15 protein-coding genes are annotated in these 14,960 nt (G+C 65.8%); 7 read left to right on the top strand and 8 right to left on the bottom strand.

Annotated features, from left to right (window positions below):
• Positions 1–161: 161 nt before the first annotated feature.
• A complete protein-coding gene (locus ACSQ3P_RS13970; RefSeq protein WP_436166107.1) occupies positions 162–935 on the bottom strand; it encodes a GntR family transcriptional regulator in 774 nt (257 codons plus the stop codon).
• Positions 936–1,123: 188 nt separating this feature from the next.
• Between ACSQ3P_RS13970 and ACSQ3P_RS13965 the strand changes: the two genes are divergently transcribed.
• Genes ACSQ3P_RS13965 through ACSQ3P_RS13950 form a run of 4 tightly spaced genes read left to right on the top strand, consistent with a single transcriptional unit; the run spans position 1,124 to position 5,321 of the window.
• Positions 1,124–2,011: an ABC transporter ATP-binding protein gene (locus ACSQ3P_RS13965; protein WP_436166106.1), complete on the top strand. Its 888-nt coding sequence runs from the start codon at positions 1,124–1,126 to the stop codon at positions 2,009–2,011.
• Position 2,012: 1 nt separating this feature from the next.
• Positions 2,013–2,789, top strand: coding sequence for an ABC transporter permease (locus ACSQ3P_RS13960; protein ID WP_436166105.1), 777 nt, complete (start codon positions 2,013–2,015; stop codon positions 2,787–2,789).
• 57 nt (positions 2,790–2,846) lie between these two features.
• Positions 2,847–3,872, top strand: coding sequence for an ABC transporter substrate-binding protein (locus ACSQ3P_RS13955; RefSeq protein WP_436166265.1), 1,026 nt, complete (start codon positions 2,847–2,849; stop codon positions 3,870–3,872).
• A gap of 18 nt (positions 3,873–3,890) precedes the next feature.
• Positions 3,891–5,321 carry an amidohydrolase family protein gene (locus tag ACSQ3P_RS13950; protein ID WP_436166104.1) on the top strand — a complete coding sequence of 477 codons (1,431 nt, stop codon included), beginning with the start codon at positions 3,891–3,893 and terminating at the stop codon, positions 5,319–5,321.
• 148 nt (positions 5,322–5,469) lie between these two features.
• On the opposite strand, the gene ACSQ3P_RS13945 is transcribed toward ACSQ3P_RS13950, so the two are convergent.
• The 6 genes from ACSQ3P_RS13945 to ACSQ3P_RS13920 all read right to left on the bottom strand — a co-directional run bounded on the left by ACSQ3P_RS13945 (position 5,470) and on the right by ACSQ3P_RS13920 (position 12,059).
• The gene (locus tag ACSQ3P_RS13945) at positions 5,470–7,026 is read right to left on the bottom strand and encodes an ABC transporter substrate-binding protein (protein WP_436166103.1); all 1,557 of its coding nucleotides are present in this window, start codon (positions 7,024–7,026) and stop codon (positions 5,470–5,472) included.
• Between the two features lie 28 nt (positions 7,027–7,054).
• A complete protein-coding gene (locus ACSQ3P_RS13940) occupies positions 7,055–8,245 on the bottom strand; it encodes an ROK family protein (RefSeq protein ID WP_436166102.1) in 1,191 nt (396 codons plus the stop codon).
• 246 nt (positions 8,246–8,491) lie between these two features.
• A complete protein-coding gene (locus ACSQ3P_RS13935) occupies positions 8,492–9,283 on the bottom strand; it encodes an ABC transporter ATP-binding protein (RefSeq protein ID WP_244546662.1) in 792 nt (263 codons plus the stop codon).
• A gap of 7 nt (positions 9,284–9,290) precedes the next feature.
• Positions 9,291–10,283: an ABC transporter substrate-binding protein gene (locus tag ACSQ3P_RS13930; protein WP_436166101.1), complete on the bottom strand. Its 993-nt coding sequence runs from the start codon at positions 10,281–10,283 to the stop codon at positions 9,291–9,293.
• A gap of 88 nt (positions 10,284–10,371) precedes the next feature.
• Complete coding sequence (locus ACSQ3P_RS13925) at positions 10,372–11,193, bottom strand: ABC transporter permease (RefSeq protein WP_436166100.1); 822 nt, start codon at positions 11,191–11,193, stop codon at positions 10,372–10,374.
• Complete coding sequence (locus ACSQ3P_RS13920) at positions 11,190–12,059, bottom strand: IclR family transcriptional regulator (RefSeq protein WP_436166099.1); 870 nt, start codon at positions 12,057–12,059, stop codon at positions 11,190–11,192. Before ACSQ3P_RS13920 ends, ACSQ3P_RS13925 begins: the two co-directional genes overlap by 4 nt.
• A gap of 117 nt (positions 12,060–12,176) precedes the next feature.
• On the opposite strand from ACSQ3P_RS13920, the gene ACSQ3P_RS13915 reads away from it, so the two are divergent.
• Both ACSQ3P_RS13915 and ACSQ3P_RS13910 read left to right on the top strand, forming a co-directional pair.
• Positions 12,177–12,875 (top strand): hypothetical protein, encoded by a 699-nt coding sequence (locus ACSQ3P_RS13915; RefSeq protein WP_436166098.1) that lies wholly within the window; start codon positions 12,177–12,179, stop codon positions 12,873–12,875.
• On the top strand, positions 12,875–13,657 hold the full coding sequence (locus tag ACSQ3P_RS13910; RefSeq protein WP_436166097.1) for an SDR family NAD(P)-dependent oxidoreductase: 783 nt from the start codon (positions 12,875–12,877) through the stop codon (positions 13,655–13,657). Before ACSQ3P_RS13915 ends, ACSQ3P_RS13910 begins: the two co-directional genes overlap by 1 nt.
• 91 nt (positions 13,658–13,748) lie before the next feature.
• On the opposite strand, the gene ACSQ3P_RS13905 is transcribed toward ACSQ3P_RS13910, so the two are convergent.
• The gene (locus ACSQ3P_RS13905) at positions 13,749–14,063 is read right to left on the bottom strand and encodes a hypothetical protein (RefSeq protein ID WP_436166096.1); all 315 of its coding nucleotides are present in this window, start codon (positions 14,061–14,063) and stop codon (positions 13,749–13,751) included.
• A gap of 354 nt (positions 14,064–14,417) precedes the next feature.
• On the opposite strand from ACSQ3P_RS13905, the gene ACSQ3P_RS13900 reads away from it, so the two are divergent.
• Positions 14,418–14,633 (top strand): ATP-binding protein, encoded by a 216-nt coding sequence (locus tag ACSQ3P_RS13900; protein WP_436166095.1) that lies wholly within the window; start codon positions 14,418–14,420, stop codon positions 14,631–14,633.
• The last annotated feature ends 327 nt before the right edge of the window (positions 14,634–14,960 follow it).

The following is a 14,960-nucleotide window of genomic DNA, read 5'->3' as shown; positions in this document are numbered from 1 at the left end:
CGACCTGATCGGTGAATCCGTCTCTCATTATGTAATAGCGAACGCGTTATCCGATCAGGTTGCAGCGCAACCTGATCGGATAACGCGTTCGCTTGCACGCGTGTCGGGGCGGCGATGAGCGGATGGTCGGTGCGGGGCTGAAGCAGCCGAAGGCCTGAACGCTATTCCGCCGCGTCGCGCCGCGAGATGCGGCCAGGACCCGCCTTGCCGGCGGGGCTCGCCGGCGGCGTTTCGGCATAGGGCGCCAGGATATCCATGATGTCGCGGCCGCGCGGCTTGGCCTGCGCGACCAGAGCGCGGTCGGCGACGGAATCGAGATGGCTATGCATCAGGCTCATCACCTTGTCGGCGTCGCCCTCCGCAAGCGTGTCGATCAGCAGGCGGTGCTCGTTGATGGCGCATTCGGACGAATGAGGCCGGCTGAACAAGGACAGGATCAGGCAGCAGCGATAGGCGATCTCGCTGACATAGCGGATCAGGATCGGGCTTTCCGTCATCGTGGCGAGCAGGATGTGAAACTCGGTCGCGAGCCGGATCGAGACCGCGTCGGGGCCGCCGCGCGCTGCATCCTCGGCATCGACATGGGCCCTGAGCGCGGCGATCTGGGCCTTGCTCAAACGGCCGGCCAGTTGCCGCACGACGAGGCGCTCGAGCTCGATCCGGATGTCGAAGGTGTCGCGCGCCTCCTGCCAGCTCGGCGTCGCCACGACCGCGATGCGGTTGCGGCGCAGTTCGACCAGCCCTTCGGCCGCCAATTGTCCAAGCGCGTGGCGTGCAATGGTGCGGCTGACGCCGAAACTCTCGCCCAGCGCATCCTCGGGCAGCTTCGCGCCCGGTTCCAGCGCCTGCTCGATGATCGCGCGGCGTAACGCGCGGCAGATCGTCCCGAGCTTGTCGGGCGAAGTGCGGCCCTGGTCCGTCTCGCGCGCCATCATGGTTTCCACGTCGTGGACGACCGTCTTAGCGCCATGTCGACCGCTTCCGCAATGCATGCGCGGGACAGCCGGGTTGCCTCGGCATCCCGCCGATCGCGCTGGCCATGATGGATTGCCGAGGCCGCTCGAACAAGGAGGGCGGTCCGATCAGGATACAATGTGGCACTGCAATTGCATGCACTTTTGGCATGAGCCAGCCGCACCGCAAGCCAGCGATCGTTCCGTCGGCGCCGCCGCTGCCGGGTGCGGATGCAACGCTGCGCCCCGCTCCGGCAATCGAGCTTTCGCAGGCCTCCGTCACCTTCGGTCGTGGTGCAGGCGCGGTGCCGGCCCTGTCCGAGACGAGCCTGCGCATTCCCGATGGCGAGTTCGTCGCGTTGGTCGGCCCCTCCGGCTGCGGCAAGTCCACCATCCTGCGGCTGGTGAGCGGGCTCGTGCAGCCGAGTTCGGGCGTCGTCATCGTCGGTGGCCGCGAGGTCACCGCGCGGGCGCTCCGGATCGGCATGGCCTTCCAGAATCCGACCATGCTGCCCTGGTTGACGATCGAACAGAACGTCATGCTGCCGCTGAAGATCGTCCAGCCGTTCCGCTCGCGTTTCGCGCGGGAGAAGCGCGGCGTCTTCCGCGACAAGGCGCATGCGCTGCTCTCCCAGGTCGGGCTCCAGGGCTTTGCCGGCAAATATCCCTGGCAGCTTTCGGGCGGCATGCTCCAGCGCGCCAATCTGTGCCGAGCATTGATCCATGAGCCGCGCCTGCTGCTGCTAGACGAGCCGTTCGGCGCGCTCGACCAGTTCACGCGCGAGGAGCTCTGGGCGATCCTGCAGGAGCTCTGGCTGGCGCACCGCCCCACCGTCCTGCTGGTGACGCATGATCTGCGCGAGGCCGGCTTCCTGGCAAGCCGGATCTGCGTGATGAGCGCCCGGCCGGGCCGCATCCTCGACGACAGCGCGGTCGCCTTCGCCCGGCCGCGCACGATCGCGATGACCTTCGAGCCGGACTTCGTCGCGCTGAACCAGCGCTTGCGCGAGCTCATCGTCGATGCCCGCTCCGCCCCGGTCCTTGAGGAGAGCATCTGACATGGCCGATATCCGTCTCAGGCAGAGGCTGGGCTCAGCCGGGCTGATCGTGCTGTTCTTCGTCGGCTGGGAGCTGTTCTGCGTCATCTCGGGCATGTCGGACCTGGTCCTGCCGCGCCCGAGCCAGGTGGTCGCGACGCTGGTGCAGCGCTTCCCGATCCTGTGGCCGCATATCCTGCAGACGCTGGCGACGACGATGGCCGGCTTCGTGCTCGGCGTTGCGCTCGGCGTCGTCCTGGGCGCGGTCATCGGCGTTTCGCGCACGGCCTATGACACGGTCTACCCGCTGCTGATCGGCTTCTCCTCGATCCCGAAGGTCGCGGTGGTGCCGATCTTCGTGCTCTGGTTCGGCTCGGGCACGGTGCCGGCCGTGCTGACCTCGCTGTCGATCTGCTTCTTCCCGATCGTGGTCAACATCGCGACCGGCCTCGCTACGACCGAGCCCGAGATGGAGGACGTGCTGAAGGCGCTCGGCGCCAGCAAGTTCGACATCCTGTGGAATGTCGGCCTGCCGCGCACGATGCCGTTCTTCTTCGCCTCGCTGAAGGTCGCGATCACCTATGCCTTCGTCGGCACGGTGCTGGCCGAGACCGTCGCCTCCAATCGCGGCATCGGCAATGTGATGATGACGGCCTCGTCCAACTTCAACGTGCCGCTGGTCTTTGCCGGGCTGTTCATCCTCGCCGGGCTCGGCGTGGCGCTCTACGTCGCCTTCTCGCTGATCGAGATGCGCGTCACCGGCTGGGCCACCCGCAAGACCGACCTCGCCACCGCCTAGGCCTCCTGCAATCGCCACAAATCGTCAGAAGGGGAGATCACGATGCTGAAGACCACGATGCTTAAGACCTGGACCGCGACACTCCTTGCCGGCCTGGCCTGGGCCGGCTCCGCGCTGGCCCAGGAGGCCACGATCAAGTTCACGCTCGGCTGGAAGACGCAAGGTTCGGATGCAGCCTTCTTCGTCGCGCGCGACAAGGGCTACTACAAGGCCGAGGGGCTGAACGTCGTCATCGATCAGGGCGAGGGCTCCGGCGCCACCGTCACCCGGGTCATGAGCGGCGCCTATGATGCCGGCTTCGGCGATGTCAACGCCATCATCCAGAACGCCGCGGCCAAGCCGGGCGAAGCGCCGGTGATGGTCTATATGATATGGAACCGGCCGCCTTTCGCGATCGTGACGAAGAAGGCGACCGGCGTGACCAAGCCGGCCGAGCTCGTCGGCAAGACGCTGGGCGGCGCCCAGGGCACGCCGACGACCCGCCTGCTCGAGGTCTTCGCGCGCAAGAACGGCGTCCCAATGGACAAGGTCAAGCTCTCCAATATGGCGCCGAACCTGCAGGAGCCCCTGCTGATCAAGGGCGACATCGACGGCGCGCTGGTCTTCAACATCACCAGCTATTTCAACCTCGTGCTGAACCGCCAGGATCCGGACAAGGATTTCAACTGGCTGATGTTCGGCGATTATGGCCTCGACCTCTACTCGAACGGCCTGATGGTCTCGCAGAAGCTGATCAAGGAGAATCCGAAGGCCGTGGCCGGCCTCGTCCGCGCCACCAACAAGGCACTGATCGAGATCGCTGGGGATCAGGGGCTCGGCATGAAGGGCGTGATCAATTTCGACAACCTCGTCGACGAAAAGGTCGAGAAGCGCCGGCTGCAATATTCCTTCAGCGAGCTTATCGTCTCGCCGGAGATGAAGGAGATCGGCATCGGCGACACCAAGGACGAGCGCATGGCGCGTGCCATCGGCATCATCGTCGAGGGTTACCAGCTCGCGCGCACGCCGGCGCCCAGTGAGATCTTCTCGCGCCAGTTCCTGCCGCCCAAGGCGGAGCGTGAACTGGTCTACACTGTGAACTGAACCCGCCGGGAGGGCGAGATGACAGGGACGGCATTCGCGACGAGCCTGTTCACCGGACAAGACCTCGTCGCGGATGCCGTGCTCCAGCACAGGGACGGGGTGATCAGCGCCGTGCTGGATGGGCAAGCGGTGCAGGATGGGCGCCGGCTGATCATCCCGGCCCTCGTCAATGCGCATGACCATGCCCGGCCGAGCATGACCTCCTTGGGCGCAGCGAACCTGCCGCTCGAAACCTGGATGCTGCGCTCGGCCTTCGGCACGCCGCCTGATCCCTATCTCGCCGCCGCCGTCTCGCTGGCCAGAACGGCACGGGCCGGCTGCGGCGCCATGATGGTCCATTATACCCGCCCGAGCGGCACGATGCCGATCGTCGAGGAAGCCCGGCAGATCACGCGCGCGGCCAGCGATGTCGGCATCCGATTGGCCTTCGCACCGGCGGTGCGCGACCAGAACCCGCTGGTCTATGGCGACAGCGCCGCCGTGCTCGAGGCTCTCCCGGTCGAGGCGCGGCAGCCGGTCGAAGAGCTGTTCATCCGGCCGGCGATGCCGCCTGCCGCCTATCTCGACCTTGTCGAGGAGATCGCCGCCGCGATCGCCGGGCCGATGATCGATGTCCAGTTCGGGCCCGCCGGAGTGCAATGGTGTTCGCCGGCCCTGCTCGAGGCCATTGCCGAGCGCTCAGCCGCGACCGGCCGGCGCGTGCACATGCATCTCCTCGAAACCGTCTACCAGCGCGCCTGGGCGGACAGGACCTTCCCGGGCGGCATGCTTGGCTACCTCAAGGATATCGGCCTGCTTTCTGAGCGCCTGACCCTGGCCCATTGCACCCATGCGAGGCCCGAGGAGCTCGATCTCATTGCCGAGGCCGGCGCGACCATCGTCACCAATTTCAGCTCCAATCTGCATCTGCATTCCGGGCTCGGGCCGATCGCCGAAGCCCATCGTCGTGGTTGCGCGATCGCTGTCGGCGTCGATGGCGCAGCGCTCGACGAAGACGACGATGCGCTGCGCGAGATGCGGCTCGTCCAGATCATGCATGACGGCGCGGGCCTCCGGCGCAATTGGGGCCGCGCCGAATTCCTCTCCCTCGCGGTCCGGAACGGCCGCAAGGCCACGGGCGCGCCGGGGTCGGGCACGCTGGTTGCGGGCGCTGCCGCCGATTTCACGGTGATCGACCTCGACCGGCTCGATCGCGACGCGATCATGCCTGTCGATCCGCTCGACCTGCTGTTCGCCCGCGGCAACACCGCTTGCGTCCGCGACGTGGTCGTGGCCGGGCGGGAGATCGTCAGGGATGGCCGCCCGACAGGCATCGAGCTCGAGCGATGCGAGGCCGAATTGCGCGGGCTCTTGCGCAAGAACCTGCCGCGCTACCGGGCGCTGCAGGCGGCCTTGCCCGCCCTTACGGCCGCCGCCACGACATGGTTCGAATCGTCCTGCTGCGACTAGAGCGTTTTCGAGCGAAGTGGACACCGGTTCCCCGCGACAAACGCGAAGCGTTTGCGCGGAGAAAACACGCTAAAACAAGGAGCTAGAGCATTCCGCGATTCGGAGAAACGCGGAATGCTCTAGAGGCGGATGATCATTCGGCGGCTGCTTATTTGCGCGCGATGTTCCAGTAGACCGGCGCCGGCGGCGTCAGGATCCCGGTCAGGTTCGCCCGGTGGGCCCTGATCTGATATTGCAGGCCGATCGGAATATAGGGCACCGTTTCGACGGCTCGGGCCTGGATCTTCGTGGCGAGCGCCTTGCGCGCGCCAAGGTCGGAGAGGTCGGCGAAGGCGGACCGCATGGCCTCGATTTCGGCGTCGCAAGGCCAGCCGAACCAGGCCTTGTCGCAGTTCGAGCGCAGGCCGAGATGGCTGAGGGGCTCCATCATGTCGAGCCCTCCAGGTCCTGAAATGAAGATGGACCAGCCGCCCTTGCCAACCGGCTCCTTGCTCGCGCGGCGGCTCACGACCGTGGCCCAATCCATCGCCTGGATATCCGTCTTGAGGCCGATACTGCGCAGCAATTGATCCGCGACCATCGTGAAGGCGTGGATATTGGTGTTCTCGGTGGCGTCGAGCAGCACGACCGGCGTGCCGTCATAGCCGCTCTCCTTGACCAGCGCCTTGGCCTTGTCGAGGTCCGGCTTGGGAAAGCCTTCCTCCGTGAAATAGGGCGAGGAGCAGATATAGAAGGAGCGACATGTCTTGCCGAGGCTCGGATCCTCGATCACGGCTTCCAGGAACTCGGAGCCGTTGACGGCATGGAGCAGGGCCTGCCTGATCCTGGGATCGTTGAATGGCGGCTGCAGCGAGTTGATGCGGATCTGCTGCGCCACGCCGAGTTCATCCTGACGGGCGATGACGACGTCCTTTGCCGGTTTGGCGAGCCCGATCAGATCGGCGGAGAGGTCTTCGCTGATGTCGATCTCGCCCTTCAGCACGGCGTTCATCGCCGTCTGCTGGTCGGGGATGATCTGCCACTCGACGCGGTCCACGCGCGCGACCTTGCCGCCGGAGAAGCCGCTCGGCGCCTCCGTACGCGGCACATAGGCCGGGTTCCTGACGAAGACCAGTTTCGAGCCCGAGAGCCATTCCTCCTTCTTGAAGATGAAGGGGCCGGAGCCGGTCTGGTCGGTCACGCCCTGATTGGCCGGCGTCGCCGTGGCGATCCGCGCCGGCATGATGAAGGGCACAGGCGCTCCGGGCTTGCCGAGGGCGTCGAGCACGAAGCCCCAGGGTTGGGACAGCGTCAGCCTGAAGCTCTTGGCGTCGAGCGCGCTCCAGCTTGCGCCGCGCGCATTGAGCTGCTGGCCCATGCTGTCATTGCCGCTCCAGCGCTTCAGCGAGGCGATGACGTCGTCGGAGGTGACGGGCTGGCCGTCGCTGAATGCCAGGCCGTCGCGCAGCGTGAAGTCCCAGGTCTTGCCGTCGGCCGAAGTGCTCCATGCCGCCACCATCTGGGGTTTCACCGCCAGAGTGTCGTCGACCGCGAACAGCGTGTCGTAGACCATGTAGCCGAAGTTGCGGGCCATCGAATCCGAGCCCAGCATCGGGTCGAGGATCTTGACGTCGCCGGACGGCCTGACTTTCAAGACGCTCTGCGCCGCTGCCGAGCCGGCTGATAGTGCAAGCAGAATGGCGCCGATTGCCCAATGCGTTTTCATGGTGTCCTCCCGATTTTCTTGTGATTTGTCATGACGTTTCCAGCGCCGGGCGCCGTGCTCGCTTGCGGCCAGGCGCCGGGGCCAGGTGCCCGCCGCGATTGATGAAGCAGAAGGTGGCGAGCGCGATGCCCGATGCGGGTTCTCTGCCGAGCTTCATCGCGGAGAAGGACAATTCAACACCGGCCGCGCCGCCGAACAGGCTCTGGTCGATACCGGCCAATAAGGCTGGGCGGGCCTTGTCTTGCAGCTCGCTTGGCCAGCCTGCGATGACGACCCGCCTGACACGATTGAGGTTCAGGGCATTGCCGATCGCCGTGCCGAGCTGGGCGAGACGGATGCCGATTTCGGCCTCGGCATGACCAGACAGCCGAACGCCCTCGCGCCAGCTATCGCGGGGCGCGAGCATGTGCTGCTCGGCTTTGCCGAAGAGCGGAGCCATGGCCCCTGTCGAGACATAGGCTTCGAGACAGCCGGAATGGCCGCAGCGGCACCGCGCGCCCTGCGGGTCCATGATCATGTGCCCGATTTCGCAGGGGAGCACATCGTCGCTCCCGGCGCTTTCATCGACGAAGGCCCCACCGACGCCATGCCCGAGGAACACATAGAAATAGGGTCTTTCATCCCGCGTGACGCCGATCTGAAGCCGATGCGCCAGGGCGCGCGTCACGATCGAGTTGGCGAAAGTCGCGGGCACGTCCGGGAGCGCTGCTTCCAGCGTCCGGGTGATGAAGTCGCGCCGCAGCGCCACGATCGGGTTGCTCGCCTGGCCAGGATGGTAGCCGGGTATGGAGACGGCGATTTGGCGCAAGACGATGTCGTGGCGCAGGCACCAATCGGCCATGCGCGCGATCGCTGCGGCGGTGATGTTCTCCGCCGCCATGGCGGCCGTGCCGTCGAGCAGGTCGTGGTGCTCCGAAAACAGCGCCTCGCCCTTGAGGTTTCCGACGCCGACATGCGCGCGGTTGTTGGAGAGCTCGATCGTTGCGACGAACTGGCTCTCGCTCAGCGTGAGAAAAGCGCTTGGGCCGCCGCGATAAGGCGCCCGTTTCCGGGTCTCGTCGACGAGCCCTTCCGCTTTGAGATCGGCCACGATGCGGGAGATGCTCGCATCGGTCAGGCCGATATGAGCGATCACATCCGGCCGGAACGACCCGCCGGATCGCCAGAGATAGCGGAGAACCGCGGCGCGCGTCTCCTGCCGGCTCCATGCCCCCTTCACATCTCCACCCTGTTCATTTTTGTTTTATGTAAGAATGAGAGTGGGAGATGATCCGGTTGTTGTCAAATGCTCCACATCGGGAGGCTGTGCCCTCTCCGTCATGCTCGGGCTTGTCCCGAGCATCCACGTCTTGAACTCAGACCTTGATCAGCGAAGACGTGGATGGTCGCCACAAGGGCGACCATGACGGGAGAGGGAACCGGCTGAGGGGAGCCGTGCCCTACCCGGGGGGGCGTCGCGTTGCGCCTAGTACTTGATCACGCCGAAGCGCCGGAACGCGTCGTGGATGCGGTCGGCATAGGCGTTGAAGCTCGGATAATCACCGAGATGCGCGGGACGCGGGCGGGGCAGCTCGATCGCGATCTCGTCGACCACGCGACCCGGCGTCGGCGACATCACGAGCACGCGGTCCGACAGGCCGATCGCCTCGTCGATCGAGTGGGTGATGAAGACGACGGTCTTGCCCGTCTCCAGCCAGAGCATTTCGAGATCGTGGCGGATCTGCGTGCGCGTGATCGCGTCGAGCGCCCCGAAGGGCTCGTCCATCATCAGGACGGACGGATCGTGGATCAGTGCACGCGCGATCGAGACGCGCTGGCGCATGCCGCCCGAAAGCTGCTTGGGGTAGCGGTCGACGGCGTGGCTGATGCCGAGCTTGGCGAAGAGCTCCAGCGCGCGCTCCTTCGCAGGCGCGAGCGGCAGGCCGCGGATTTCAGCCTGGAGCATCACGTTCTCCAGCGCCGTCCGGAATTCCAGCAGGAGATGGTCCTGGAAGACGATGCCGATATCGGTCAAAGGCGAGGTCAGCGGCTTGCCATTGACCAGGAGCTCGCCGGAGCTGATCGGAATCAGCCCCGCCGCCATCAGCATGAACGTGCTCTTGCCACAGCCGGAAGGGCCGATCAGGCTGACGAACTCGCCGCTCCTGATATCGAGGGTGAGACCATCGACGGCGGTGAAGCCGCCGAAGCTCTTGATCACGCCGCGTCCGGAAATGGAGGCGGCGCCGGTGCCGGGCTGCGCAGAGCTGGGATGCATCATCGTCTCACGGGCAGGCCGGTGCCGAGGCCGGCAGCAGCTCGGTCGTGTAGTAATCGGTGATCGGCTTGTCCTTGGGCAGGCCGAGATACTGCGTCAGCAGGTCGTAGCTGACGGTCCAGTTTGTCTCCGGCACCTTGCCGAGCGCGGTTGCTCCCGGCGCGCAGAGCAGCTTGTTGACGACATCGAACTGCGCCAGCACCTGCGCCTTCTTCACCGCCGGGAACTGCGCCACGACGGCGTCCGCCGCCGCTTCGGGATTCTTGCGCGCCGCGTCCCAACCCTGGAGGCTCGCCTCGACGAATTTTTTGAACAGCTCCGCATCGGCCTTGATCCGGTCGTCGCGGGCGATGATCGACAAGCCCACCGTCGGCACGCCGACATCGCGGTAGAAGATGTCGCGGACCTTGAAGCCGCGCTCGCGAATCTGGATCGAGTGGAAATCGGCGCCGCCCAGGATCGCGTCGACCTTCTTCTCGAGCAGCGCACCGACGAAGGCGCCGGGATCGATCGCGATGACATCGACCTTGCTCTTGTCGATCCCGTTGCTGGCGAGGATGGCCTCCAGCAGCGTCGTCTGTGCCGTTCCCGGCTGGACCGCGAGCTTCTTGCCGACGAGGTCCTTGGGCGAATTGATCTTGCTGTCTTCCAGCGCGATGATCGCGAAGCCATTGGTCTGGAGCACGGGGGCAATGATCTTGACCGGAGCGCCCTTGGTGCGCAGCTGCATGGCGGCCGGCGCGTCGGCGAAACCGATATCGGTCTGGCCGGTGGCGACCATCTGCGCCGTGGTGCCCGAGCCCTTGCCCTCCTCGATCGTCAGGTTGATGTCGGCCTTCTCGTAGAGGCCGAGCTGCTTGGCCATCATGAAGCCGGCATTGGGCGCGGCGGCGAGGAAGTTCAGCGTGATCTTCATCGGCTTGCCGGCACCCTGTGCGAAGGCGCTGCCTGCGCTGAGTGCGAGCATGGCGACAGTGGTGATCAACATGCGTCGGTTCATGGTCTTGGTCCTCCCGTATGCCCCGGTTGGTCCGGGTTGATGGTTCGTTCGTGAACAGAATGGATCGGCGCGTCAGCCCTTGCGCTTGTCAGCCTTTGCGCTGCCAGGGCATCAGCAGCACCTCGAGCCCGTCGACGAGATAGCTGAACAGGATCCCGACCAGGCTCAGCGCCACGAGGCAGGCGAAGATCAATGGCATGTCGAGGAAGCTCGTGCCGCGCAGCAGGAGATAGCCGAGCCCCGCATTGGCGCCGACGAATTCGCCGACGATCGCGCCCGTCGCGGCGAACACCGCCGAGACCTTGAGGCCGGAGAAGATATAGGTCAGCGCGGCTGGAACCCGGACATAACGGAAGGTCTGCCAGGCGGAGGCGCCCATCGAGCGGGTCAGATAGAGCACGCGCTCGTCCAGCGCCCGGAACCCGGTCATGCTGGCGACCAGCGTCGGAAAGAAGCAGAGCAGGAAGGTGAGCAGCACCTTTGGGAACAGGCCGAAGCCGAACCAGACCACGAAGAGCGGGGCGATCGCGATCTTCGGCACGAGCTGGAAGAAGACGATCACCGGATAGATCGCCTTTTCCAGGATTTTGACGGAAACGATGATGTAGCCGAGCGGGATCGAGATCACCGCCGCCATCAGGAAGCCGAGCACGATCTCGTTGCCCGTCACCAGCGTGTGCTGGAAGATCAGGGCCCTGTCGCTCCAGAGCCGCTCGAAGAAGGCGCTTGGCACGGGCAGGATGTATTCGGGGATACCCGCCAGCGGCACCAGCCACTGCCAGGCGAGCAGCAGCACGGCAAAGCTCGCCAGCGGCCAGGCGATGGCAGACACCCATGCGCCGGCCCGGCTCTGTGCCTGGGAGGCTTCGGCGGGCTGCTGCGTCGGCCGGGTTGCGACCTCGTCCGTCATGCGTTTGTCCCTGCGGCAAGACTGTGGCCCGAGGAAAGACTGTGGCGCTGCTCGCCGCCTGCGACAGCAGGGACGAGGTTCTGGATCTGCCGGCGCCGCAGCGGCCAGATCTCCGCCATGGCGCGCGCGGCCTGGCGCAAGGCGGCGCTGATCTCGCCATGCCGGCTCTCGCTCATGCGCGCCGCCGGGCCGGCGACGCTAAGCGTGCCCGCGACGGGAGCGTCGCTGTCGGGGCCGGCGCGGAAGGTCGTCGCCATCGCGACCGTGCCGATCTCGCCTTCCTCCACCGCGAGTGCGACGCCGCGACGGCGGGTTTCGTCGAGATGGGCCCGCAGCGCATCGACATCCCGCAAGGCATTGGGCCCGGTGCGGCCGTCAGCCCGGAAACCGCGCGCGCAGACGATGCGCAGCGCCTCGGCCTCCGGCAAGGAGGCGAGCCAGGCCTTTCCCGTCGCGGTGGCGTGCAGCACGATCTCGGTGCCCATCGGCGGTTCATAGCGCAGGCCCGCGGTCGCTCCCTGGGACCGCGCGATCCAGACCAGGCTCTCGCCCTCGACTACGGCGAGGCGGCAATATTCGCGGGTCGCGATGGCAAGCCCGTCGAGCACGATCTGTCCTGCATCGGGCAGGCCGCGCAGATCGAGATTGCGGAAGGCGAGCTGGGAGAGCTTCAACGTCAGCCCATAGGCGCCGCTGGATGCGTCCTGAGCGACGAACCCGCGCTCAGCGAGCGTCGCCAGAAGCCGGTGCGTCGCGCTGGCCGGTAGATCGAGGCGTTCTGCGAGCAGGCTGAGATCGACGCCGTCGGGCTCGCCCGACAACGCCTCCAGCACCTTCAACGCCCGCTCTACCGCTGCGATCGTCACGCTTCATCCCTTGCAGTTTTTATTTTGGAATTGATTTCCAATTCAGAATTGAATTTCATATACGAACCGCAAGAGGCGGAGTCAACGCGCCCTCGAGACCCGACCGGGAGGATGTCAGTGAGCTTATCTGGAGAAGGCGCGGTCGCGATCTGGCACGACATCGCGCCGGAAGGCCGCGAGATCTTCTATGCCTGGCATGGCCAGGAGCATATGCCGGAGCGGCTCGGCATTCCCGGCTTCACGCGCGGGCGGCGCTATGCCGCAATCGAGGCCGACCTTGAATTCTTCAATCTTTACGAGGCCCTGAGCGTCGAAGTCCTTAAGAGCCAGGACTACACCGCCCGCGTCAACGCACCGACGCCCTGGACGCTCGCGGCGGTGAAGCATTTCCGCTCCGTCGCGCGCTCGATCTGTCGCGTCGCCCATAGCACCGGCCCAGCCCAGGGCGGCCTGATCGCGACGCTGCGCTATGACGTGGCCGATGCGGAGGCCGCCGCGCATAAGGCGACACTGCTACGCCAGACCATCCCTGACCTGCTCGCCAGGCCCGGCATCGCCGGCGTGCACCTGCTGACGGCCGACGCCGAGGCGAGCGGCGTCGCCACTGCCGAGCAGAAGGCGCGCGGTGTCGCCAATGCCGTGCCGCGCTGGGTGCTGCTGCTCGAAGGCTGGGGCGATGAGGCGGCCTTCGTCACGCTCGCCAAGGCGGAGCTGGCCGGCGAGAAGCTCGATGCGATCGGCGGGAGCGGCCCCTATTCACTGGGCCTCTACCGCCATCAGATCACCCGTACCAAGACGGCCTGGAGCGCCGGCTGATGAGCGCGCGTTATGATCTTGTTGGCCGCATCGCCATCGTCACCGGCGGCGCCGGCGGGCTCGGGCGCGGCATCGCACACGCCCTGATCGAGGCCGGCGCGATCGTCGAGCTCTGGGACGCCAATAGCGCAGCCCTTGCCGACGCGGTTGCGGAGTTGGGCGAGGGCGCCCGCGCCCGCGTGCTCGATATCACTGACGCTGCCGCGGTCGAGGCCGCGGCGCAGGCCGCCTTCAAAGATAATGGTCGCATCGACATCCTGGTCAACAATGCCGGCGTGCTCGGCGAGGTGAAGCCGGTCTGGGAGACGACGCCGGACAATTTCCAGCGCGTGCTGCAGGTCAATCTGTTCGGCTCCTATCTCGTCACCCGCGCCGTTGTCGGGCTGATGCGCCGGCAGTCGGCGCGCGCCTCCGCGACCACGCCGCATCCCCTGCGCGGCCATGTCGTCAACATCGCCTCGATCCAGGGCAAGGAGGGCATGGCCAAGGCCGCAGCCTATTCGGCCTCAAAAGCCGGGCTGCTCGCGCTGACCAAGAGCGTCGCCAAGGAGACGGCGCTGGACGGCATCATCGTCACCGCGGTCACGCCGGCGGCGGCAGAGACGGCAATGGCCAGGGAGATCTCGGCCGAGCGCCGCGCCGACATCCTCGGCCGCATCCCGATGGGGCGTTTCGTCGAGGTCGAAGAGGTCGCGCGCATGGTGCTCTGGCTCTCCAGCGACGAATGCTCCTTCTCCACCGGAGGCATTTTCGACCTGTCAGGCGGCAGGGCGACCTACTGAATATCCAACTTACTGAAGATCGTCCGGCGTGCAGGTGGTTCGAGCTAGCGTGGCGAGCCCGGACCATCTGCGAAGTTGTGGCCGTCGACTGCTACGGGCAGCCAAATCCGCCTTGCCCGTCGGGCAGGCAGCGCGAACCATTGGGCAAGTTCAGTGCACCGGACGCATCTCGGCGGACATAGTCGCCATTGGGGAGCGTGAAGCCCCCGGCGCGATCCACCTCGACACGTGATCCGTCTGGGAGAAACAGGCCGCCGACGCCATCGGGCGTAATTCGCTTCGTGATTGCGGCACCGCGACCGGGCTCGGGGCTCGCCACGATCACGCGTTGACGGCTCTGCTGGACGCAGCCGGTTGCCAGAAGGGCCAGGCTCAGCATGCCGGCGGCCGCGATAACACGTCTCATCATTGAAGCCCCTCAGAGTGACTATGGTCGGCGTCACGGCCCGCCCTGGCTGACACGAATTCAAATATCATCGTTTCGTCTCCGTAATGCGACCAGAACGCGCAACCACGGTTTCGGTTTCCACCCTATTTGCTGCCGCGAGCGTAACGGCCCTGTTGCCGAAGCGCTCAGCATGACGGGGCTCGCGACGCCGCGCGTTCTGCAAGGATGAAAGGTCACAGCTGCGAATCTGTGTCGGGCGCATTGCGGGAATCTAGCGATTATCCTCGCCTCATGCGAGCGGCAGATGACGTCCTGACCCATGGCGCCATGACGGCTTTGACGGTGGCGGTTTCGCAAGGCGGGGCGTAGGCGATGGTCGAGGTCTTCGACGATGGTCCCGGCATTCCGGCATCCGAATGGGCCTCGGTCATCGCGCCGTTCACATCCGGCTCCACCGGGAAGGGCGGATCGGGGCTCGGCCTCGCCATCGCGTCCGACATGATCTGCAGCCATGGCGGCTCGATCCGCTTCGCTGGAAAGGTCGATGGCTTTGCCGTCGTGCTGGTGCTTCCGCTCGCTTTGTCGTGAGATGCTGGCCGTGGCGACGAGCGCAAACCTCCAGGACTAGGTCCGGGGTCTCCTTCTGATCGCGGGGAGGGGGCCGAACGGCATTTTCAGAAAAAATTGCGCCGCTTCCGAAAAAACGAGCGGAACTCTCGGCGGGGGGAGGCGCCAAGGCGTCGATTCAGCCTCAAAATGGCGGCCCAACAGCCCCGTTTTTGAAAAACTGCTGCGCTGTCTAAAAAGTTTCACGTTGGTTGTTGACAGGCTTGGGAGGTGGGGCCTATACAGCGGCCATCGAGACGGCGACGCCGCTGGCGCCGCCGCCTCCCACGCTTCATTGAGACCTTTGGG

Origin of the sequence: Allobosea sp. LjRoot9 (genome assembly GCF_964252745.1) — a bacterium.
In the GTDB taxonomy this organism is placed as follows: Bacteria; Pseudomonadota; Alphaproteobacteria; order Rhizobiales; family Beijerinckiaceae; genus Allobosea.
Note: the sequence above shows the minus strand (reverse complement) of the source record. Positions and strands in the feature narration are given on the sequence as shown.

Coding starts and splice junctions, on each gene's coding strand:
- ACSQ3P_RS13905 (WP_436166096.1), bottom strand. CDS start 14,063: ATGAGACGTGTTATCGCGGCCGCCGGCATGCTGAGCCTGGCCCTTCTG.
- ACSQ3P_RS13960 (WP_436166105.1), top strand. CDS start 2,013: ATGGCCGATATCCGTCTCAGGCAGAGGCTGGGCTCAGCCGGGCTGATC.
- ACSQ3P_RS13945 (WP_436166103.1), bottom strand. CDS start 7,026: ATGAAAACGCATTGGGCAATCGGCGCCATTCTGCTTGCACTATCAGCC.
- ACSQ3P_RS13925 (WP_436166100.1), bottom strand. CDS start 11,193: ATGACGGACGAGGTCGCAACCCGGCCGACGCAGCAGCCCGCCGAAGCC.
- ACSQ3P_RS13930 (WP_436166101.1), bottom strand. CDS start 10,283: ATGAACCGACGCATGTTGATCACCACTGTCGCCATGCTCGCACTCAGC.
- ACSQ3P_RS13970 (WP_436166107.1), bottom strand. CDS start 935: ATGATGGCGCGCGAGACGGACCAGGGCCGCACTTCGCCCGACAAGCTC.
- ACSQ3P_RS13935 (WP_244546662.1), bottom strand. CDS start 9,283: ATGCATCCCAGCTCTGCGCAGCCCGGCACCGGCGCCGCCTCCATTTCC.
- ACSQ3P_RS13950 (WP_436166104.1), top strand. CDS start 3,891: ATGACAGGGACGGCATTCGCGACGAGCCTGTTCACCGGACAAGACCTC.
- ACSQ3P_RS13955 (WP_436166265.1), top strand. CDS start 2,847: ATGCTTAAGACCTGGACCGCGACACTCCTTGCCGGCCTGGCCTGGGCC.
- ACSQ3P_RS13910 (WP_436166097.1), top strand. CDS start 12,875: ATGAGCGCGCGTTATGATCTTGTTGGCCGCATCGCCATCGTCACCGGC.
- ACSQ3P_RS13965 (WP_436166106.1), top strand. CDS start 1,124: ATGAGCCAGCCGCACCGCAAGCCAGCGATCGTTCCGTCGGCGCCGCCG.
- ACSQ3P_RS13900 (WP_436166095.1), top strand. CDS start 14,418: ATGGTCGAGGTCTTCGACGATGGTCCCGGCATTCCGGCATCCGAATGG.